This is a genomic window from Enterococcus sp. BWB1-3 (genome assembly GCF_016745275.1).
Lineage (GTDB): Bacteria > Bacillota > Bacilli > Lactobacillales > Enterococcaceae > Enterococcus_L.
Genome location: NZ_JADOEP010000007.1, coordinates 34,802 through 54,325, shown reverse-complemented (window position 1 = coordinate 54,325; position 19,524 = coordinate 34,802). Strand labels below are relative to the sequence as shown.

The 19,524-nt window shown below is 38.4% G+C and carries 22 protein-coding genes and 1 other annotated feature; of the genes, 6 read left to right on the top strand and 16 right to left on the bottom strand.

The genetic code is table 11. The features are described 5' to 3' along the window. Positions 1-835: 835 nt before the first annotated feature. From IW492_RS07150 to IW492_RS07135, 4 genes are all read left to right on the top strand, one after another. On the top strand, positions 836-2,161 hold the full coding sequence (locus tag IW492_RS07150; RefSeq protein ID WP_202066899.1) for a Y-family DNA polymerase: 1,326 nt from the start codon (positions 836-838) through the stop codon (positions 2,159-2,161). After that, complete coding sequence (locus tag IW492_RS07145) at positions 2,145-2,525, top strand: hypothetical protein (protein WP_202066898.1); 381 nt, start codon at positions 2,145-2,147, stop codon at positions 2,523-2,525. Before IW492_RS07150 ends, IW492_RS07145 begins: the two co-directional genes overlap by 17 nt. Positions 2,526-2,538: 13 nt before the next feature. Then, the gene (locus IW492_RS07140) at positions 2,539-2,829 is read left to right on the top strand and encodes a hypothetical protein (RefSeq protein ID WP_202066897.1); all 291 of its coding nucleotides are present in this window, start codon (positions 2,539-2,541) and stop codon (positions 2,827-2,829) included. Positions 2,830-3,067: 238 nt separating this feature from the next. Then, positions 3,068-3,580, top strand: a complete 513-nt coding sequence (locus tag IW492_RS07135) for a VanZ family protein (protein ID WP_202066896.1) — start codon at positions 3,068-3,070, stop codon at positions 3,578-3,580. Between the two features lie 171 nt (positions 3,581-3,751). Here IW492_RS07135 and IW492_RS07130 read toward each other — a convergent pair whose 3' ends face one another. The 10 genes from IW492_RS07130 to rplK all read right to left on the bottom strand — a co-directional run bounded on the left by IW492_RS07130 (position 3,752) and on the right by rplK (position 10,487). Beyond that, positions 3,752-3,964 carry a hypothetical protein gene (locus IW492_RS07130; RefSeq protein ID WP_202066895.1) on the bottom strand — a complete coding sequence of 71 codons (213 nt, stop codon included), beginning with the start codon at positions 3,962-3,964 and terminating at the stop codon, positions 3,752-3,754. Positions 3,965-4,047: 83 nt separating this feature from the next. After that, a complete protein-coding gene (locus tag IW492_RS07125) occupies positions 4,048-4,248 on the bottom strand; it encodes a cold-shock protein (RefSeq protein WP_202066894.1) in 201 nt (66 codons plus the stop codon). A gap of 337 nt (positions 4,249-4,585) precedes the next feature. Next, complete coding sequence (locus tag IW492_RS07120) at positions 4,586-5,356, bottom strand: ABC transporter permease (protein WP_202066893.1); 771 nt, start codon at positions 5,354-5,356, stop codon at positions 4,586-4,588. Beyond that, complete coding sequence (locus IW492_RS07115) at positions 5,349-6,284, bottom strand: ABC transporter ATP-binding protein (RefSeq protein ID WP_202066892.1); 936 nt, start codon at positions 6,282-6,284, stop codon at positions 5,349-5,351. The genes IW492_RS07120 and IW492_RS07115 overlap by 8 nt, the downstream gene beginning before the upstream one ends. Before the next feature lie 58 nt (positions 6,285-6,342). Then, positions 6,343-6,639: an ArsR/SmtB family transcription factor gene (locus IW492_RS07110; RefSeq protein WP_202066891.1), complete on the bottom strand. Its 297-nt coding sequence runs from the start codon at positions 6,637-6,639 to the stop codon at positions 6,343-6,345. 278 nt (positions 6,640-6,917) lie between these two features. Next, positions 6,918-7,646, bottom strand: a complete 729-nt coding sequence (locus tag IW492_RS07105; RefSeq protein ID WP_202066890.1) for an alpha/beta hydrolase — start codon at positions 7,644-7,646, stop codon at positions 6,918-6,920. Between the two features lie 176 nt (positions 7,647-7,822). Beyond that, on the bottom strand, positions 7,823-8,191 hold the full coding sequence (gene rplL / locus IW492_RS07100) for a 50S ribosomal protein L7/L12 (RefSeq protein ID WP_202066889.1): 369 nt from the start codon (positions 8,189-8,191) through the stop codon (positions 7,823-7,825). A gap of 66 nt (positions 8,192-8,257) precedes the next feature. Then, the gene (rplJ, locus tag IW492_RS07095; protein ID WP_202066888.1) at positions 8,258-8,755 is read right to left on the bottom strand and encodes a 50S ribosomal protein L10; all 498 of its coding nucleotides are present in this window, start codon (positions 8,753-8,755) and stop codon (positions 8,258-8,260) included. Positions 8,756-8,797: 42 nt separating this feature from the next. Then, positions 8,798-8,930, bottom strand: a sequence feature (ribosomal protein L10 leader region). Positions 8,931-9,265: 335 nt separating this feature from the next. Continuing rightward, the gene (gene rplA, locus IW492_RS07090) at positions 9,266-9,955 is read right to left on the bottom strand and encodes a 50S ribosomal protein L1 (protein WP_202066887.1); all 690 of its coding nucleotides are present in this window, start codon (positions 9,953-9,955) and stop codon (positions 9,266-9,268) included. Positions 9,956-10,064: 109 nt separating this feature from the next. Then, positions 10,065-10,487 (bottom strand): 50S ribosomal protein L11, encoded by a 423-nt coding sequence (gene rplK, locus IW492_RS07085; protein ID WP_202066886.1) that lies wholly within the window; start codon positions 10,485-10,487, stop codon positions 10,065-10,067. 333 nt (positions 10,488-10,820) lie between these two features. Between rplK and sdaAB the strand changes: the two genes are divergently transcribed. Together sdaAB and sdaAA are read left to right on the top strand one after the other, a co-directional pair. Further along, complete coding sequence (gene sdaAB, locus IW492_RS07080; RefSeq protein WP_202066885.1) at positions 10,821-11,489, top strand: L-serine ammonia-lyase, iron-sulfur-dependent subunit beta; 669 nt, start codon at positions 10,821-10,823, stop codon at positions 11,487-11,489. Between the two features lie 18 nt (positions 11,490-11,507). Continuing rightward, positions 11,508-12,371, top strand: coding sequence for an L-serine ammonia-lyase, iron-sulfur-dependent, subunit alpha (gene sdaAA, locus IW492_RS07075; protein WP_202066884.1), 864 nt, complete (start codon positions 11,508-11,510; stop codon positions 12,369-12,371). 74 nt (positions 12,372-12,445) lie between these two features. Here sdaAA and IW492_RS07070 read toward each other — a convergent pair whose 3' ends face one another. The 6 genes from IW492_RS07070 to IW492_RS07045 all read right to left on the bottom strand — a co-directional run bounded on the left by IW492_RS07070 (position 12,446) and on the right by IW492_RS07045 (position 19,420). Then, positions 12,446-13,756, bottom strand: coding sequence for an amidohydrolase (locus IW492_RS07070; RefSeq protein WP_202066883.1), 1,311 nt, complete (start codon positions 13,754-13,756; stop codon positions 12,446-12,448). Continuing rightward, positions 13,753-15,477: an adenine deaminase C-terminal domain-containing protein gene (locus IW492_RS07065; protein ID WP_202066882.1), complete on the bottom strand. Its 1,725-nt coding sequence runs from the start codon at positions 15,475-15,477 to the stop codon at positions 13,753-13,755. The genes IW492_RS07070 and IW492_RS07065 overlap by 4 nt, the downstream gene beginning before the upstream one ends. A gap of 131 nt (positions 15,478-15,608) precedes the next feature. Continuing rightward, entirely contained in the window at positions 15,609-16,673 is a 1,065-nt protein-coding gene (locus tag IW492_RS07060; RefSeq protein ID WP_202066881.1) for an ABC transporter substrate-binding protein, read from the bottom strand. Between the two features lie 27 nt (positions 16,674-16,700). After that, on the bottom strand, positions 16,701-17,741 hold the full coding sequence (locus IW492_RS07055) for an ABC transporter ATP-binding protein (protein WP_202066880.1): 1,041 nt from the start codon (positions 17,739-17,741) through the stop codon (positions 16,701-16,703). A 70-nt stretch (positions 17,742-17,811) separates the two neighbouring features. Then, entirely contained in the window at positions 17,812-18,591 is a 780-nt protein-coding gene (locus IW492_RS07050; protein ID WP_202066879.1) for an ABC transporter permease, read from the bottom strand. Further along, the gene (locus IW492_RS07045) at positions 18,584-19,420 is read right to left on the bottom strand and encodes an ABC transporter permease (RefSeq protein ID WP_202066878.1); all 837 of its coding nucleotides are present in this window, start codon (positions 19,418-19,420) and stop codon (positions 18,584-18,586) included. Before IW492_RS07045 ends, IW492_RS07050 begins: the two co-directional genes overlap by 8 nt. Between the last annotated feature and the right edge of the window lie 104 nt (positions 19,421-19,524).

The following is a 19,524-nucleotide window of genomic DNA, read 5'->3' as shown; positions in this document are numbered from 1 at the left end:
GACATGCGACGAGCATTCGAAGAACCGTAGGAGCATGTTTTTACTTGCCCCTCAGACATGCGACGAGCATTCGAAGAACCGTAGGAGCATGTTTTTACTTGCCCCTCAGGCATGCGACGAGCATTCGAAGAACCGTAGGAGCATGTTTTTACTTGCCCCTCAGGCATGCGACGAGCATTCGAAGAACCGTAGGAGCATGTTTTTACTTGCCCCTCAGACATGCGACGAGCATTCGAAGAACCGTAGGAGCATGTTTTTACTTGCCCCTCAGGCATGCGACGAGCATTCGAAGAAGCGTAGGAGCATATCCTTGATTTCGTATTAATGAATTGATTTTATAGCCATAAAATCAATTGCATTCTCGGTACGCACACCATGATTTGTCCCCCATAAGTGAAAAAGGAAAAGTTTCAGCTGTCTATGCCCAAAACACCTATACTATTTCGTCAAAAGCGGGAAGCTTCTATCATTCATTCGTTGAAAGTTGATAACCACTCCCTATTTTCCTCAGTGATTTATTAAACTATCAGCTTCTGAGAGATGAATCATACCATTCTGCTAAAAGTTTCTATATTAATAAAAATTTTTTGTATATGTGAGTCTCACATTGTTCAATTCTCAATACAAATACGTCTATTTGGAAAAACGTTGATAACTCATTTTCTCAATACTTTTCATTCAGATTCTAATATTTTATATAAATAAATCCCAGATTTAATCTCTTTTTACAATAACTGATGTAATAACGTTCTTCTGGTCAAATATCTTATGCTAGACAACAAGAACAAATGTTCGTATAATTTAATCATAGAATATTTTTCAGGAGATGCTGACCATGAAATTCGACTACGATAAAGAAGAACGCAGAGATATTTTATGTATTGATGTTAAATCCTTTTATGCTTCTGTAGAATGCATCCAGATGGGGCTTGATCCGCTGGAAACCATGCTCGTTGTGATGAGCAATGCAGAAAATGCAGGCGGCTTGATTCTATCTGCTTCTCCTATGGCAAAATCAGCGCTGGGGCTTTCCAATGTTATGCGTAAGTGGGATTTGCCTGACCATCCAGACTTGCTGATTGTTCCTCCACGGATGCAGCTTTATATTAATGAAAATATGAAAATCAATTCGATTTTTAAACAGTATACAGCTGTAGAAGACATCCTCATCTACTCTATTGATGAGACATTTCTTGATATTACTGCCAGTAAAAAATTATTTGGAAAAAATACTTTTGAGTTGGCAGAAGAAATTCAAAAACGGATTAAAGAGGATACCGGACTTCATGTTACCATCGGGATTGGAGACAATCCCTTATTGGCTAAAGCAGCTTTGGATGTTGAATCAAAGCAGACGGTTGAATCAATCGCAGAATGGCGCTACGAAGATGTGCCTGATAAATTATGGAAAATTTACCCCATTACCGAAATGTGGGGCATTAATAGTCGAACAGCCAAACGCTTACACAACTTGAATATCCATTCAATCTTTGATCTTGCCCATACAAATGAATATAAGCTAAAAGAGGAGCTGGGTGTTATTGGTTTACAGCTTTACGCCCATTCATGGGGCATCGATCGAACAAGAATCTCTGATACTTATGTTCCAGCAGAAAAATCATTCAACAACAATCAGATTTTGCCCAGGGACTATCGTTTGCAGACAGAAATAGAAACAGTACTTCAGGAGGTTACAGATCAAGTGGCTGCCAGATTACGAAAACATAATGCTCAGACACAGTGTGTTTCTCTTTACATAGGTTATTCCAGCTGGTACAGAAAGCAGGGAAACAAAGGCTTTCGCCAGCAAATGAAAATCTCACCCACCAATCAGTCGAAGTTACTAAAAGAATATATCCTTGAACTATTCAGACATAACTGGACAGGAATGGAAGTACGACAAGTCGGTGTTTCTTTTTCAAAGCTGGTGGAAACAGATATGATCCAACTGGATTTATTTCACGAGCCGGCAGATCTGGTAAATGATTATAAACTGGATCACTTGATTGATGCAATTCGTAAAAAATATGGTTTTACCTCAATTGTGCATGCCAATTCATTATTATCAGGAGGAACAGCAATCAGCCGAGCTTCACTGATTGGCGGACATGCCGGAGGAATGGATGGTTTAAGGAGTGAATATGATGCCGAAAAAAATTGATTTAAATGATTCTTACTTCAGAGAATATCAGGATAGAGGGATTCAAAAATGGCAGGGAATGTATTTGTCTGAGCATACTGCTGAAATGGAGAAAGAACAAAAAAGAGAACAGCGGGTGATTCTCCCCAAGAAAGCGATGTCTGAAAATGAGATACAGGAACTGTTGGCATTCGCCTATCAAAATCAGCAGATCGTCGCAATTCAGCTTGAGATGAAGGATCTTGAAAATAATTATTTTAGCGATATTACAGGAATAATTAAAGGTTTTGATGAGCTTGGATTTTTTGTGGATGATACGAAAGTACATTATGATGAGATACGAAATATTGAGCTGCCGGCGTTTCATAAATGGAGTGAAGTTTAAGGAGGAATTTATTATGAAAAAACACAGTTATGTTGGTATTGCTGATAAAATCAGACTGGTTTCATCGTTCCCTGATCTACTGGTCCGTTTCACACTGCATAACCGAAATGAACCGATTAATTGTCTGGTTGCCAAACGAGAGCTGGCTAATCTCATACTTTTTTTAGAGGATAATACCTTTGAGCTTTCTGTTTTTGGTCATTTTAACAGCCGAAAGCAGCTGGTTATTGAAAAATTTATCGTTAGAAATCCTAATTCATTCATCCGCAAATTTGTCCTACAACCATTAAAAAATATTGCCTAGTCCAATTAAATACTCTGCCCAGTAAATCAACATGAGCCTGGGCATTTTTCATGGGAATACACTGAATTGTCTCTTTTTTTAAAAGTTAATATTTTTATCTTCCTTACGATGAGCAGTCATTCTTTTTCTATTTTTTTAAGCTTTCGTTAATGTAAGCCCTGTATTGTAAATGTCATTCCTAAAGCTTAATTTATTCATGATATAATAAAACAATGGCTTGTTCAAAAGGAGGGATAGGATGAAACTGTCAAGTTTTCAAAAATTTTCTATAGTTCTTTTTATTATTTATCTTTTCATGCTGGTCTGGACTGTTATTTTTAAGCTTCAACTGTCACTCGATAATATGCCAGACCTTCAGTCAGTTAATCTTCACCCATTTGGCGATTCTTCCTTTAAAAAAGGAAAATTCAATACGCCCGAAGTTCTCGGCAATTTATTTATCTTTTTTCCTTTTGGGGTCTATTTAAATCTGGTTCCAACCAAGTTGTCTTATGTTAAACAAATTTTCTTAATGGCTGGTGTAAGCCTGACATTTGAAATTCTTCAATATATCTTCTCTATTGGTGTTTCAGATGTAACTGATTTTCTTATGAATACTGGCGGTGGGATTGCAGGAATTCTCGTTTATCTGGTATTAGTGAAAATAATTAAAGATAGATCAGATTTGGATAAATACCTGACTATTTTAGCTGGAATGGGAACTGTTTCTATTTTAATTTTAACTTTTTCAGTCTTTAAATATGCACTATAACAGACTCAATAAAAAAAAGCGATAATTCTTTTCTTAAGTAAACCGATCCCAAAAAGTTAGATTTTTTGGTCTAACTTTTTGGAATCACTTCAAAGAATTATCGCTCTTTAAAAACTTTATAATCGATTTTGTATTACTGAAGTATTAGTAGGCTAAAAGAAAACATCTTCTTTATCTCTTGTATAAATCACTGTAATTCACAACAGTCTTGTCCTCTGAATGCGATGCTGAAGCCAACAAATCTATTTTTACAACAGCGGCGTAATCAAGTTTTTTAACAATTTTTCCTGTCCGAATTTCCTGCTTGTAAATAAATGAGACCTTCTGTTCAAGATCAAATGATTGTTTAATTTCAGAATCATTATCAACTTTTTTTCTATACATCTTTTTCGCCTCCAATTAATTGCAGTAATCTTTCTTATTAAAAAAACAGCCTTAAAAAGACTGTTTTTAATGGTTAAATTAAATTAGTTTTTTACAATGTTTGTTGCTTGTGGTCCACGTTGACCATCTTCAACGTCAAATGATACGGACTGACCTTCATCTAAAGTCTTGAATCCATCTCCTTGGATAGCTGAGAAATGAGCAAAAACGTCTGTTCCGTCTTCTCCAGTAATAAAACCAAATCCTTTGTCTGCATTAAACCATTTTACTGTACCTGTATTCATAGTTATGTTCCTCCTAGTGCTTTTTGCACATTTTATTTGCAATATATGTTCATGATAAAAATAAGAGGAATTATTCTAAAAACAGATAAGGATAAAGCCTACTAAATTGAACCAGAAAAATACTACATCTATTACAATACCACAAGTAACTAAAAAAGTATAGCAATATCCTTTATAACTGAGTACATTAAATAAAAATAATTTGAAGTGAATATTTAAATTAGGCTGAAATTGAAGAATACTGTGAGTGAATCCGTGATAATCCCACGCTTAAAATAAAAAGATGACGATGACCCTAGACATTATTCCTGTTAAAAATCAGCTTTTTTATATGATATTAACTTCTCAACCCACGGCCCTTTTCAATCAAACGCCAGCAGACAATATAAAGAACTAGTATAAACAGAACAAGAATTATTACAGAAACAGCAATCGGTACATCTGTTGTTCCAAGAAAACCAAAGCGAAATCCTGAAATCATATAAACAATTGGATTAATTCTTGAAACAGCCTGCCAAAATGACGGAAGCATGGAGATTGCGTAAAAGACTCCACCAAGATAAGTTAGCGGCTGTAAAACAAACGTCGGTACAATGGACACATCATCAAAGGACTTGGCAAAAATACCGTTTAACAGTCCTGCTAATGAAAACAATATGGCTGTCATAAGCAGCGTAATAATAACAATGAACCATGAATAAACATGTAACGGCACAAAGAGCAGAGAAATAATTGTCACAAGTGTACCTACCAAAATACTTCTCCCCATTCCTCCAATAACAAAGCCCCAGATAATCACATGTGTTGGTACCGGTGCAATCAGCAGCTCTTCAATATTTTTCTGAAACTTCTGAGAGAAAAAAGAAGAAGAGACATTGGAATAAGAGCTTGTAATGGCAGACATCATGATCAGTCCGGGAACAATAAATTCCATATAGGAAAATCCGCCCATCTCTCCGATTCGTCCACCAATCATTTTCCCAAAAATAACAAAATACAGTGATGTAGTAATCACCGGCGGTACGAGCGTCTGTACCCAAATTCGCATATAGCGGTTTGTTTCTTTTACTGCCAAACTTCTCAATGCTGTGAAATAAAGACTAAACATATTTTTCCCCCACTTGATGTTTTTCTTCTGTAATTTTCAGGAACAGCTCCTCCAGTCTGTTGGATTTATTGCGCATGGAAAGAACCCTTACCCCCTGTTTAGTAAGCTGTTCAAAAATTTCATTAATTCCCTGATTTCGTTCAACTTCTACAGCCAGGGTCAGCTCATCTTCAAATATACTTTTATAGCCTGTGATTTTCGGTTTTTCATCAAATGGCGCCAAATCGAAAATAAATGTTTCAAATTGCAGTTTTGCTAAAAGCTCTTTCATGCTTGTATTCTCTATCAGTTCACCAGATTGGATAATTCCAATATTTCGGCAAAGCATTTCTGCTTCCTCCAGATAATGAGTAGTCAGAATGATCGTAGTCCCATTTTCATTCAATTCTCTTAAAAAGCTCCACATTTCACGACGAAGCTCGATATCTACTCCCGCTGTCGGTTCATCCAAAATAAGCAGACGCGGTTCATGCATCAGCGCACGGGCAATCATTAATCGTCGCTTCATCCCTCCAGAAAGCATCTGGGCACGCACCTCTCGCTTTTCCCACAAATCTGACTGCTTTAGATATTTTTCACTGCGTTTTAATGCTTCTTTACGCGGAACCCCATAATACCCTGCCTGATTGACAACAATTTGCTGAACGGTCTCGAATGGATTAAAGTTAAACTCCTGAGGAACCAGCCCTATTTGCTGCTTTGCACGAACTAAATCTGTGTCAAGATCATAATCAAATACCTTCACTTTTCCTGATGTCTTATTGACAAGGGAAGTAATAATTCCAATAGTCGTTGATTTTCCGGCTCCATTTGGTCCCAGCAGCGCATAAAAGTCGCCTTCCTTTACGATTAGATCAATCCCTCGTAATGCCTCAACTCCTGTAGCATATACTTTTGTTAAGGCTTTAATTTCAAGTGCATTTGTCATTTAATACCTATCCCCTTATTGATATTCTTTCCCTATTAATTGACGCTCTCTTTTTCAGTCAATTTTTTTCTGATTCCAAATTTTTATCGGACAACAACTGTTCCATATCAGTCATAAATCTTTTCACAAAATCTTCTCTTAACAAATAATGATGCCATTGACCTTGTTTACTGACTGAAACAATCCCAGTATTTTCCAATATCTTCATATGATGCGAAAGAGTCGGCTGAGTAAAATTGAAATGCTCCAACACCTTACATGCACACATACTGCCATTTGAAAGCAAATCAATAATTTTCATACGGTTTGGATCAGCTATCGCTTTAAGTATCAGGGAAGTTGATTCATAATCCATCGTTATCTCCTCCTACATAGATAATCATCTATTCAAATATAGACAAACATCTATATAATGTCAATTGTTAAAGAACATTTGTGAGAATGAAATGAGAAATGTAGATAAATAACTATTAACACTATTTTAGACGAGTTACACAAAATTTGAACATCGTTAATAACTTCAAAACATTTGATAAAATAAAAAAGATAATCACAGAAAGTTAAGCTGCAATTATCTTTATAAATTAAACTATCAATGATTATTATGTATTGTGACAAAATTTTTGTTTATGATTAAATCCCAGATACTGTGATATTTTGCCGGAATACGTTTGTTTCTTCCAGTCCGACAATAAAGAGTAGAATCTCTTCAACAGCCTTTTCTTTATTTTCACTTAAAAACAGCTGATGGTTTCCATTATTATATAAGCGTACACTTCCTTTTTTACCGGTATACAGCCATAGAAAATCAGCACTTCGATAATGACTGGTTTCATCTCTTTTATTTTGCAGAATCATTAGACTGCTTTTCACATTGTTCTCCACTTTAAGTCTTTTCTTTGTTAGATGCAAAAGTTTTAAAAACTGCAGACAGGCCTTAAATGAAGTGGTCGTTACGGAATCAAAATAGTAATCCCTTATATTCTTATTACCAGAGAAAAAACCGTCTAAAAGATTACTCATAATAACTGCTGGATTATAAAGATAGATAGGCGTACTGCATAAGACCAGTTGATCCACTACTTTATTTTCCGAAGCATGAATCGCAAGTAAACCACCCATTGAAAAACCAATACAGGTCACCTGCTTGTAAATTTCACTAAGTTCGGCAACTTTGCTGTTTACATCTTTCAGCCAATCCTGACAGGTAGCTTTTGAAAAGCTTTTTCTGTTGCCATTATGTCCCGAAAGCTGAATCCAGAAAGAGTCAATCTTGTTCTCTCTTAAATAATTATGTAGAAATAAAATTTCCTGTTCATTCCCGCCAAATCCATGAATGATCAGTACAGCTCTTTCTTTCATGATAGCCTCCTCTTGTTAAAAAAATTCATTGCTGACCTAAATAATTATACCATTCCTGCACTCTACCCATTTCATGAGTAAAAGATCTTAAAGAAAAATTGTTAATTTATCAGTAAAAACAAAAAAGCCGAAACCCTTATTTGCTAAGGATTCCGACTTAAAATAATCAGTTTGTATTATTTTAATGTTACAGAAGCGCCTACTTCTTCCAAAGCTGCTTTCAATGCTTCAGCTTCTTCTTTAGCGATTGCTTCTTTAACTGGTGCAGGAGCTCCGTCAACTACAGCTTTAGCTTCTTTCAAGCCAAGACCAGTTGCTTCACGAACTGCTTTGATAACTTTAACTTTTTGATCTCCAGCTGCAGTTAATTCTACAGTGAATTCAGTTTGTTCTTCAACAGCGCCAGCAGCAGCTCCGCCTGCTACAGCTACAGGAGCTGCTGCAGATACGTCAAATTTTTCTTCGATAGCTTTAACTAATTCACTTAGTTCTAAGATAGTTGCTGTTTCTAACTCAGCAATAATGTTTTCAATGTTCAATGCCATTTTTAATTTCCTCCATTTAAAGTTTGATAAACTATATTTTTTTGTAATACTAATTTCATGCTGGGATTAAGCAGCTTCTTCTTTTTCTGCCACTGCTTTGACAGCATAGGCAACGTTGCGGACTGGTGCTTGTAGAACAGATAGCAACATAGATAATAAACCGTCGCGACTTGGCAGTTTCGCAAGCGCAGTAATTTCTTCCATAGAAGCCACTTTACCTTCGATAACTCCGCCTTTGATTTCCAATGCTTTTGCATCTTTAGCAAATTCATCCATAATCTTAGCCGGTGCAACGACATCTTCATTACTGAATGCTACAGCTGTAGGTCCTGTGAATACTTCATCAAGTCCTTCCAGACCAGCTGCTTTTGCTGCACGTGAAAGAATAGAATTTTTAATAACTTTCATTTCAACGTTTGCATCACGCAGTTGTTTACGTAAATTTGTTACTTCTTCAACAGTTAATCCACGGTAGTCAACGATAACTACAGAAGATGCTGCTTTGAATTTTTCAGTTACGTCATCTACTAATGCTGCTTTTTTAGCGATTGCTGTTTCACTCATTTATTTTTCACCTCCTGAATGATGATGGAGAAGCTTTCTGCTGCAGACAACAAAAAACTCCATGCCACCGTTGACATAGAGGGACTCATTGACAAATTTTTTCATCAATCATTGTCCTCGGCAGGAAATTAAGACTTATGTCACCTGCTGTCTTCGGTACAGTTATTATTAACCTCAACTACCTTACCACAGGTAAGGTAGTTGAGTCAATAGTTTTTATTATCTAATATTATATGACTTGATCGAGTCTGCTCAGCTTTTATTTTATCCAGCTTCTCAAACTAGCTCTCTTCAATAATAAGTCTAAACAATTCGCGACGAAAAGCATCGCTATAATTGCTTTTCCTTATTATTCGAGAGCTGACCGAGTCTGCTCAGCTTTTACTTTATCCAGCTTCTCAAACTAAATCATTCAACAAATAGATAAACTGCCCTCAAAGATAGAAAACATCTTTGGGCCATTTTCCTAATTTGTTCATGATTTGACCGAGTCTGCTCAGCTTTTAAATATTAGAAAGAAAATTGGTCAACGTGGATTCCAGGTCCAAATGTTGTTGTTACTGAAATATTTTTAATATATTGACCTTTTGCAGCTGATGGTTTAGCTTTCAGCAATACATCATTGATTGTGTTGAAGTTTTCAATTAATTTTTCTGTATCAAATGATACTTTACCGATAGGTACATGGATGTTACCGGCTTTATCAACACGGTAAGTTACTTTACCTGCTTTAACTTCGTTAACTGCTTTTGTTACGTCCATGGTTACAGTACCTGTTTTAGGGTTAGGCATTAGACCTTTAGGACCTAAAACACGACCTAATTTACCAACTTCAGCCATCATATCCGGAGTAGCAACAACTACATCAAAACCGAACCAGCCTTGTTGAATTTTATTAACCATATCTGCATCGCCAACATAGTCAGCTCCTGCAGCTTCTGCTTCTTTTGCTTTGTCCCCTTTAGCGAATACTAAAACGGTTTGAGTTTTACCAGTTCCGTTTGGCAGTACAACTGCTCCACGAATTTGTTGGTCTGCTTTTTTAGGGTCTACGTTTAGACGGTAGGCAACTTCAACAGTTGCGTCAAATTTTGCAGTATTTGTATCTTTAGCCAAAGCTACCGCTTCTGCTACTGTGTAAGCTTTAGTAGTATCAACTTTTTTTAATGCATCTTGCATTTTTTTGCTCTTTTTAGCCATTTTGTTTCCTCCTTGATTGTGGTTATAACGGTAGAACCTCCCACGTAATTCACATTTTTCAATATGAAGCCGACTGAGAAGCTACTTCTTTAGGGTTGCAGATAATCTATTATTCTACAGTGATCCCCATGCTTCGTGCAGTTCCTTCAACCATGCGCATTGCTGCTTCTACATCAGCGGCGTTTAGGTCTGCCATCTTAAGTTCAGCGATTTCTTTTACTTGGTCACTGGTTACTTTAGCTACTTTGTTTTTGTTTGGTTCGCCTGAACCTTTGTCAATTTTAGCTGCTTTCTTCAATAATACTGCAGCTGGCGGTGTTTTGGTAATAAATGTAAATGAACGATCTTCATATACAGAGATTACCACTGGAATGATTAAACCTGCTTGATCGGCTGTACGAGCATTGAATTCTTTTGTGAATCCCATGATGTTGATACCCGCTTGACCTAGTGCAGGACCTACCGGCGGTGCTGGTGTTGCTTTACCTGCAGGAATTTGCAATTTAACTAATTTTTCTACTTTTTTTGCCACGAGACATACCTCCTTGAGTCCGTGATGTGGTTAATTGGAGATCAATATTTCTCCTCCCACGGTCTTTCCTTAAAACGCCAGGAAAAGACATGTACAAAAATGCACACTTTAATAGTATACAGGGTAACAGAAATTTTTTCAATGATTTTTAATAACTTTCTACACCAAAAGTACGAAAACGTCTATTCTTCATTATGATGAAGGTTGTCAGTTTTTTTTAAATTGCAGATACCAGATAATTCTATTCATTTTTCATGAGAAAGACTTTTTTCTTTCCATTTCCTGTGATACACTTTCGGCAGTAAGCTACTGCATTCATGAGGAGGAAGAACGATGGAACAGCTTCGCTATAAAAGTATTTTTGATATTATTGGCCCCGTTATGATCGGTCCCAGCAGTTCCCATACAGCCGGTGCTGCCCGTATTGGAAAAATTGTTCGAACGATTTTCGGAGAACAGCCGGATACAGTGGACATTTATTTATATGAGTCATTTGCAAAAACCTATCGAGGGCATGGTACAGACATTGCCCTTGTCGGAGGCTTGCTTGATATGGAACCCGATGACCCGCAGCTGGCAGATTCTCTAAAAATTGCTCACGCAAAAGAAATGGAAGTTCTTTTTGTGCCTAAGAATGAGCGGGCGGATCATCCAAATTCTGTTCAGCTGCTTGTTTCTAAAGGAAACCGCAAGCTGTCTGTCACAGGAATTTCCATTGGCGGCGGCAATATCCAGATATCAGAGCTGGATGGGTTCAAGATCTCGCTGAATATGGGGACTCCGACATTCATTATTGTCCATCAGGATGTTCCAGGTATGATCGCCAAAGTAACCAATCAGCTTTCCAGCTTAAACATAAATATCGGAACCATGACTGTGACCCGTGAATCCAAGGGTGAAAAAGCTATTATGATTATCGAGATTGATCAACGAGCATCTGATACTGTCGCAGCCACGCTAAAGAAAATCCCTCATATCCACACAGTTAATTACTTTGACTAATAAAGGAGCCAAACGAGTATGTTTCTTTCTATAAAAGAACTGGTAGAACAAGCAAAAAATTATCCTTCTGTTGCTGAATTAATGATTGCTTTAGAAATGGAAAATAGCCAGTGTGACCGGCAGCGGGTAATTGAAACAATGGAAAAAAATCTGATTGTCATGAAACAGTCAATTGAAGAAGGTACAGCGGGGGTCACATCTGTAACAGGCATAACCGGAGGCGATGCTGTGAAAATGACTGAATACATTCAATCCGGAAATTTTTTAAGCGGTGAAACAATCTTGACTGCCGTCAGAAATGCCGTTGCAGTTAACGAAGTCAATGCCAATATGGGGTTGATCTGTGCAACACCAACTGCGGGAAGTGCAGGAGTCGTCCCAGGGGTATTGATGGCAGCTGTTGAACGGTTAAATCTGACTCATGAACAACAGCTGAATTTTCTATTTACAGCCGGTGCTTTTGGATTGGTCATTGCCAATAATTCCTCCATCAGCGGAGCAGAGGGCGGCTGTCAGGCTGAAGTCGGCTCTGCCAGCGCCATGGCAAGTGCTGCTCTGGTTTGCGCTGCCGGCGGAACCGCAGAACAAGCTGCTCAGGCAATTGCAATTACATTGAAAAATATGATGGGCTTAATCTGCGATCCGGTCGCTGGACTGGTTGAAGTTCCCTGCGTAAAGCGTAATGCATTAGGGTCTTCGCAGGCATTCATTTCTGCCGATATGGCCTTAGCCGGAATCAGAAGTGTGATTCCGCCAGATGAAATCGTAGCTACGATGTATCAGGTAGGTCGACAAATGCCAAGCATTTTCAAAGAAACAGCGGAAGGCGGTTTGGCAGTTACACCTACAGCAAAAAGACTAACCGAACAATTAAATAAATAGTTTTGGAATATAGGATAAAGCGAGGACAAGACAAACACTCATGAGTGTTTGTCTTGTCCTTGCTTTATTAATAGTTACATTCTTTTCTTTGCTTCTGCAACAAACTTATCCATTTGCTTATACAGGTTTGATCTAATTTGTTTTAAATCATGCTCCACCAGCTGATGATTTAAAACTAGCAGCCGACCATTTACCCAGACCTGCTGAACATTTGATGGATTCGCAGAATAAACCAGAGCAGAATATGGATCAAAAATCGGAAACATATTGACTGACTCTGTTTCAACCATAATCAGATCGGCCTTTTTACCAGGCTGAATGCTGCCTGTTTCGTGAAAACCTAAAGTTTCTGCTCCTCCTCTGGTTGCCAGCCGAACAATTTCTTTCGCAGGAAATAATGCTCTGTCTTTTTCGTATGTCTTATGGAAATTGGCAAACAGTTTCATTTGAGTAAAAAGATCTAATGTATTACCGCTGCTGGGACCATCCGTTCCTAATCCTACTGTTAGACCTGCCTCCAGCATCGCCTTCACCGGAGCAACTCCTTTCGCTGATTTAGTATTGGCACCAATGCAGTGGGCAATCTTTGCTGTCTCTGCATATTTGGCTGTCAAAGCAATATCGTCTTCAGACATATGGATGCAATGAGCCATGATAAACGGCTGTTCCATAAAACCCAATTTTTCCAGATAGCCAAAAGGCGTAAGCCCATATTTTTCTGCCAGCTCCTTCATTTCATAATCCATTTCTGCCACATGCATGGTAATTGGAACATCATATTTTTTGCTCATTTCAACTATCTTTTCCAACGCCTCATTCGTATTGGTATTGGGTGCATGCGGAGCAATTGCTGGTGTAATCAATGGATGCCCCTGCCATTTCGGCAAAAATGTTTCACAATAGGATAGACCGCCGGAATGGTCTGAACTGTCACAAGTAGGCATATCAATAATAGTTTCTCCTACAACAGCACGGACATGGAATTCCTCACAGACTTCCGCCACCTGATCTTCAAAATAATACATATCACAAAAGCCAGTGACTCCACTGAGCAGCATCTCACTGATGGCATACGCACTGCTGGCTTTCACCAACCCCTTCGTCATAAATGCTTCAAGCGGAAAAAGAAATCTGCGCAGCCGATCTGGTACATCGTCTCCCAGTGACCGAAAAGGAATCATTCCTGCATGTGTATGCGTGTTGACGAATCCCGGTAAAAGAAGGCTCCCGCTTCCGTCAATCACTTCATCTGACTGAATATTTTGTTCTTTCCATTCGCCAACAGCAGAAATATTCTCCTCGTCGATGAGTACATATCCTTTTTTATATTCCTTCATTTCATCATCCATCGTCAGAACATGCACATTCTTGATTAATGTGGTCATATGATCACCCCATCTTCCGGAAAAATCAGCGGATAAAATTCCTGCGTTTTTGTATTCATCATGCCTTTATCTGTTACTTTAATTGCAGGCGAAACCGGAAGAGACAGTGTGGAAAACGACATGATTTCATTCATATTTTTATAGCCAAGCTGCTGCATCGCCTGACGAACCTCGTTAAGTTCTCTACCCAATTCTTCAATAGGTGCCTGTGATAAAATCCCACCGATCGGCAAAGGACAAACTGCTTTAATTTGCCGATCTGCCGCTACAACATAACCGCCCTGTATATCCAACAGCTCCTGTTGTGCAATAAGAATATCCTGACTATTATTTCCCAACACCATCAAATTATGATGATCATGCGCCCAAGTCGTGGCAATACTCCCCTGTTCACTAAGCGGCTGTTCCATCAAGGCAAAAGCAATATTTCCATTTTTGCCATAGCGCTCCATAACAATCAACAAGGCACAGTCTGAATGCTCCCAATCCAAATAACCTTGTTTTATTGGAATTTCCTTGGTTATTCTTTCAGTAAATGTGCCAACCTCCTGTTTTTGAATCACATTACATCGGACAGCCGGTAAGTCTGTTTCCACACGAATTTTCAAATCAGCAGCTGTCAGCTTCTGGCATTTCAATGTCTGACTGTATGCGGCAGGAAACTGCTCAACTTTGTCAGGATAGCTGACCTTGTCCCCTTTTTTGTGAACACATTGTCCGGACTTGTACACAGCCGCTATAGAGAAGCTGTTCAAATCATCCAGTAATATAAAATCAGCAGCTTTTCCGGGAGCAATCATTCCCCTGTCGTGGAAACCCATCCGCTGTGCCGGGGTATAAGTTGTCATGTAGATTGCTTTTTCCAGAGGGAGTCCAGCCTGTACAGCTTTTTTCAGATTTTCGTTCAAATGACCATTTAACAAGTCATCCGCCATTACATCATCTGTGATAATACAAGCATAATCATAATAATTATTATCCACAATAACTGCCATATTTTCTTTCGTAATTGATTTATTTTGGAATTGAATAAACATGCCATTTTCTATTTTTTCTGCCAACGAATCAGGAAACTGATGGGTATGGTCTGAAGTGATTCCGCTGTACATAAAGGCCGCCAGCTCTTCTTCGTATATTTTCGGACAATGTCCTTCAAGAGGCATCGTGGGTCTTTTTTCCCGGCAGAGATCGATAATCTGCTGGATCAGTGACTGAGGTTCATTTGCAATACCATTGAAGTTCATGGCTTCTCCCAGACAGACAATTTGCGGATTTTCCAGTAATTCAGCTACTTCCGGAAGTCCGATAATTCCGCCTGTCGTTTCAAGTTCAGGGGTTGTGGATGGAACGGAGGAAGGAATCGCATGAAAAATGTCAATCTCTGTTTCAGCATTCATAAACTCCGTAAGTCCATTGATACCAAAGACATTCGCCATTTCATGAGCATCAGCAACAACAGTTGTCACACCAAAGGGAAGCACTGCTTTTGAAAAGATAGCAGGGGTAGTCATAGAGCTTTCAATATGCATATGAATATCAATTAATCCGGGAATCATATAACGTCCGCCGCCATCAATCTCCTGAACAGCATTAAAATCCAACAGGTCGTTCGGACTTATGTAGTAAAACTTTCCTTTATGGACGGTCACCTGCTTCTTTTCAAAGATTTGTTTAACAGTATTAAAAACATTGATGTTTTTTATCAGTAAATCTACATGCATGTTGTCTCCTCCATTTTTTTCACTATCAGTTTTCAATTCTCAGCTTCAAAATAAATAACAGGGCTGGAACCGTAATCCCAACCCTTCTATTTTTTTCAGCTTTATGAAAAGCAAAAATATTCAGAATAAGACTATTGATTGATTAGTCTGTTCCATTGATCAATCCAGTCCGTTAACTGTTCATTAACAAATTCAAAATCAACGGTTTTCGCACGATCTGCAATAGCACCATATGTCATATTCCCTGCTTCTTCATCAGTAAGCTCCACTTTTCCATTTGTTGGCGCTTCATTTAAAGAAAGAGCTTTTGTCTTTTGAGAATCCGCACTGATTCTGTAGTTAACAAATTCATAGGCAAGCTCTTTATTGGCAGCTTCTACAGGAATATTGACCGTATTATAGTTTGCATAAGTCCCGCTTTCCGGAACTACATATTCGATTGTTTCTGAATCACCTTTTATGATATCATAGGCAAAATCCATTACGATCGCAGCTTCAATTTCACCAGCTTGAAACATGTTGGCAAGATCAGATGATTTTGCATAGGTTTTTACGATATTCGGTTTTAACTCTTCCAAAGCTCCAAAAGCTGCTTCACCGTTGTCTTCGGTAATATCTTTTCCTGCATAATCGCTGGCAATATACATCATCAATGGGCCTGCAGTTGTTGTAATTTCAGGAATGGAGATTTTTCCTTTCAAAGAGGAATCCCATAAATCAGACCAGTCAGTGATTTCTTTACCGACTTTTTCTTTGTCATAAACAATCCCTACACTATTCACAGCAATTGGCACACCAGCTCCGCTGTCAAATACTTCTTTGGCACCGGATGTCAAATCAGCAAGGTTTGGAATTTTTGATTCATCCAATTTTTCGAACAAGCCTTGAGAAGCACCGTCCGCAGAGTTGGCCTGAGCCAGTTCAATCACATCTATTCCTTTAGGATTGCTGACAAGCTTTGTAAAACGGTCACCGCTGTTGCCTACATCCAAAGTAATTTTAGCCCCAAACTCTTTTTCAAAAGGCACCATGATATCACTTTTTATGATATCTTCACTCAATCCAAATGTTGACACGACTAAATCTTTAGAAGCTGCTTTGTCGGAAGAAGACGACTCAGAATTTCCTCCTCCGCATGCTGTCAATAATAAGATACTTGCCAAAACGAATGATCCCAATGCAAAACGTTTTTTCACTATTTTTTCCTCTTTTCTCAGTTTAGTTTATTTATCTTCCAAAAGAACAATTTTTTCTTTTGGAAAATGCAGTACGATAGTATCGCCTGCTTCATAAATTTGTTTATCTGTTCCATTAACCAAAAATTTCCCCAATGAAGTAGCAACTTCATACTGATAACTTTTACCAAGAAAAGTACGGACTTCAACCTGTCCTTCAACTAGATTTTCCTGAGCTGCTGAAGCAATTTCGATGTCTTCAGGACGAATTGTGGCAACAAGCTCAGAAGCAGGTGCTGAAGAAACGTCTGTTTCAATCACAACACTGTCTGTCTGATAACGACTTTTTTCTAAATGCTTAACCGAAAAGAAATTTTCGAAGCCGATAAATTGTGCTACAAATTTTGTCTTCGGACTTCTGTAAATTTTCTCAGGTGTATCATATTGTTCAATCACACCGTTATTCATTACCGCTACTTTATCAGAAATAGAGAAGCATTCTTCCTGATCATGCGTTACAAAAACCGTTGTAATCCCCAGCTGCTGCTGAATTCGCTTAATCTCAATTCTCATTTGTACACGAAGCTTTGCATCCAAGTTACTTAATGGTTCATCAAGAAGAAGCAGCTTCGGCTCAATCACCAAGGCTCTGGCTAACGCAACTCGCTGACGCTGACCGCCTGACAGCTGTTTAGGATAACGTTCTCCTAAATGACCCAGACCGCAAATTTCCAGCATCTCTGCTACTTTTTTATCAACTGTTTCTTTTTTTTCTTTACGAAGCTTTAAGCCAAACGCAACATTTTCTGAAATTGTCAAGTGTGGAAACAAGGCATAACTTTGAAAAACCATTCCAAAATTTCGTTTGTGAACAGGCACTTTGACAAGCTCCTGATCATCCAATATAAAAGACCCGTCATTAGGGGAAATCAAGCCTGCGATAACTCTAAGCGTGGTCGTTTTTCCACAGCCGCTCGGTCCCAGCAAAGAAACAAGCTCGCCTTTTTCCATGGAAATGTTTAAATCTTCCAGTATATTTTGCTTTCCGTCGTAACTGACACGAATATTACTTAAATTTACAAAACTCACTTTATCCCTCCATCGGTATACAAATCCTGTTCAGCTGACTGACAGCGACAAGAATTTTTTTAATTTACTACTATGCAATAGATGCCAACCCCAGTGTCTTTTCAATAATAAACATCAACAAAATGGTCAGCAGCATAATCATCACTGAAATCGCTGAAACAGTCGGATCATAGGTGTATTCGATGTAGCTTAACAAAGAGGTCGGCAACATAGTCACTCCCGGTCCTGAAAGAAACATGGAGACAGGAACATTGTTAAATGAATTAACAAAAGCCAGCATAAATGCCGCAAAAATTCCTGAAGAAACATTTGGCAAAACAATTTTCATAAATGCCCGGGGTCTGGTACAGCCCAATGTCCAGGCAACTTCTTCCATTGAAAAATCAAGCTGCTCCATACTCGAACCAACCACCCGAATAATGTAAGGAAGACTAATCAGAAAGTGACCAATCAGAAGCCCCTGAATAACCGGCAGATTCAAGCGAATCACTACAAATTGAAAAAGCGAGTAGCCGACAACGATTCCCGGAATCATGGTTGGAGATAAAAAGAAACTTTTCAATATATTTTTACTCTTCATACTGTAACGGGAAAGTGCGTAGGAAGCAGGCACCCCAACCAGTAAAGCAAGAAGTGTTGCTCCAATACCGATGGATAGACTTAATTTAAAACTGCTCATAAATGTTTCTGAGCTGAGTGCTTTTTTATACCAGTCTAAAGAAAATTCTTCTATTGGAAACTGAATCGTTGCGGATTTACCAAATGATGTGACCACAATCACGACAAGCGGCAAAAAAAGAAACGCAAAGACTAAAACTGCAATGATTGTCATTCCTCTTTGTTTACGCATGGTTCATCTCCCTCCGATCCAGACGGGCAGCAATCATGTTCAATCCCTTATTTACAATAAGTGTGGTTGCAATCATAATCAGTGCAATGACACTAGCTGATGTCCAGTCGCCTAATGTAGATGCTTTTTGATAAAGGAAGGTTGCCATCATCATATTTTTATTGCCTCCCAATAACTGTGGTGTGGTATAGGCTGTCATAGTCCCAGTAAACACCAGAATACTGCCGACAATTACACCTGGTGTACAAAGAGGGAGAACAATCTTATAAAAAGCCCTGAAAGGACTTGCGCCCAGCGTCTCAGCAGCTTCCAATGTTTCCCGTTCAATTGTTTCCATCACACCTACAAGTGTCATTATCATTGTTGGTAAAAAAAGATAAACTGATCCGACAACAATGGAAAATTCTGTGTACAGCAACGTCAGCGGCTCATCAACAATTCCGGTATTCACGAGCAAGTTGTTTACAACACCGGATTTCCCCAAAATATTGATCCACGCAAAGCTTCGGATAACCGAATTTGTTAACAGTGGAAACATCGTCATTGCCATCAAGATGCTCTTCCATTTTTTGTTCACTCCTGCAATAAAATAGGCCGCCGGTATTCCCAAAGCAGCAGATATCACTGTTACAATCAACGATACTCGTATCGTACGAAGAAAAATCTTCAGGTTATAATCGTCTGTCAGAAAATCGACATAGGATTGAACACTGGCTCCGTTTTCAGTAAAAACTGTTGGCCAGATGCTGTTTACCAATGGTACAATCATAAAAAATAACAGTAGAATAATACCAGGTGTAATAATCAAATACGGAACATTCTTCTTCATTCAACCTCTCCTCATTCGTTTTCTGTAATATTATAATCAAGAATACGAACATTTTCAATAAGACTTTGCAGTATATTCTTATTTTTTCAGCACAAGTTCAAAGC

What these genes read in the sequence shown, in the direction of transcription:
- IW492_RS07150 (WP_202066899.1), top strand. Translation starts at nt 836, where the DNA reads ATGAAATTCGACTACGATAAAGAAGAACGCAGAGATATTTTATGTATT.
- IW492_RS07145 (WP_202066898.1), top strand. Translation starts at nt 2,145, where the DNA reads ATGCCGAAAAAAATTGATTTAAATGATTCTTACTTCAGAGAATATCAG.
- IW492_RS07140 (WP_202066897.1), top strand. Translation starts at nt 2,539, where the DNA reads ATGAAAAAACACAGTTATGTTGGTATTGCTGATAAAATCAGACTGGTT.
- IW492_RS07135 (WP_202066896.1), top strand. Translation starts at nt 3,068, where the DNA reads ATGAAACTGTCAAGTTTTCAAAAATTTTCTATAGTTCTTTTTATTATT.
- IW492_RS07130 (WP_202066895.1), bottom strand. Translation starts at nt 3,964, where the DNA reads ATGTATAGAAAAAAAGTTGATAATGATTCTGAAATTAAACAATCATTT.
- IW492_RS07125 (WP_202066894.1), bottom strand. Translation starts at nt 4,248, where the DNA reads ATGAATACAGGTACAGTAAAATGGTTTAATGCAGACAAAGGATTTGGT.
- IW492_RS07120 (WP_202066893.1), bottom strand. Translation starts at nt 5,356, where the DNA reads ATGTTTAGTCTTTATTTCACAGCATTGAGAAGTTTGGCAGTAAAAGAA.
- IW492_RS07115 (WP_202066892.1), bottom strand. Translation starts at nt 6,284, where the DNA reads ATGACAAATGCACTTGAAATTAAAGCCTTAACAAAAGTATATGCTACA.
- IW492_RS07110 (WP_202066891.1), bottom strand. Translation starts at nt 6,639, where the DNA reads ATGGATTATGAATCAACTTCCCTGATACTTAAAGCGATAGCTGATCCA.
- IW492_RS07105 (WP_202066890.1), bottom strand. Translation starts at nt 7,646, where the DNA reads ATGAAAGAAAGAGCTGTACTGATCATTCATGGATTTGGCGGGAATGAA.
- rplL (WP_202066889.1), bottom strand. Translation starts at nt 8,191, where the DNA reads ATGGCATTGAACATTGAAAACATTATTGCTGAGTTAGAAACAGCAACT.
- rplJ (WP_202066888.1), bottom strand. Translation starts at nt 8,755, where the DNA reads ATGAGTGAAACAGCAATCGCTAAAAAAGCAGCATTAGTAGATGACGTA.
- rplA (WP_202066887.1), bottom strand. Translation starts at nt 9,955, where the DNA reads ATGGCTAAAAAGAGCAAAAAAATGCAAGATGCATTAAAAAAAGTTGAT.
- sdaAB (WP_202066885.1), top strand. Translation starts at nt 10,821, where the DNA reads ATGGAACAGCTTCGCTATAAAAGTATTTTTGATATTATTGGCCCCGTT.
- sdaAA (WP_202066884.1), top strand. Translation starts at nt 11,508, where the DNA reads ATGTTTCTTTCTATAAAAGAACTGGTAGAACAAGCAAAAAATTATCCT.
- IW492_RS07070 (WP_202066883.1), bottom strand. Translation starts at nt 13,756, where the DNA reads ATGACCACATTAATCAAGAATGTGCATGTTCTGACGATGGATGATGAA.
- IW492_RS07065 (WP_202066882.1), bottom strand. Translation starts at nt 15,477, where the DNA reads ATGCATGTAGATTTACTGATAAAAAACATCAATGTTTTTAATACTGTT.
- IW492_RS07050 (WP_202066879.1), bottom strand. Translation starts at nt 18,591, where the DNA reads ATGCGTAAACAAAGAGGAATGACAATCATTGCAGTTTTAGTCTTTGCG.
- IW492_RS07045 (WP_202066878.1), bottom strand. Translation starts at nt 19,420, where the DNA reads ATGAAGAAGAATGTTCCGTATTTGATTATTACACCTGGTATTATTCTA.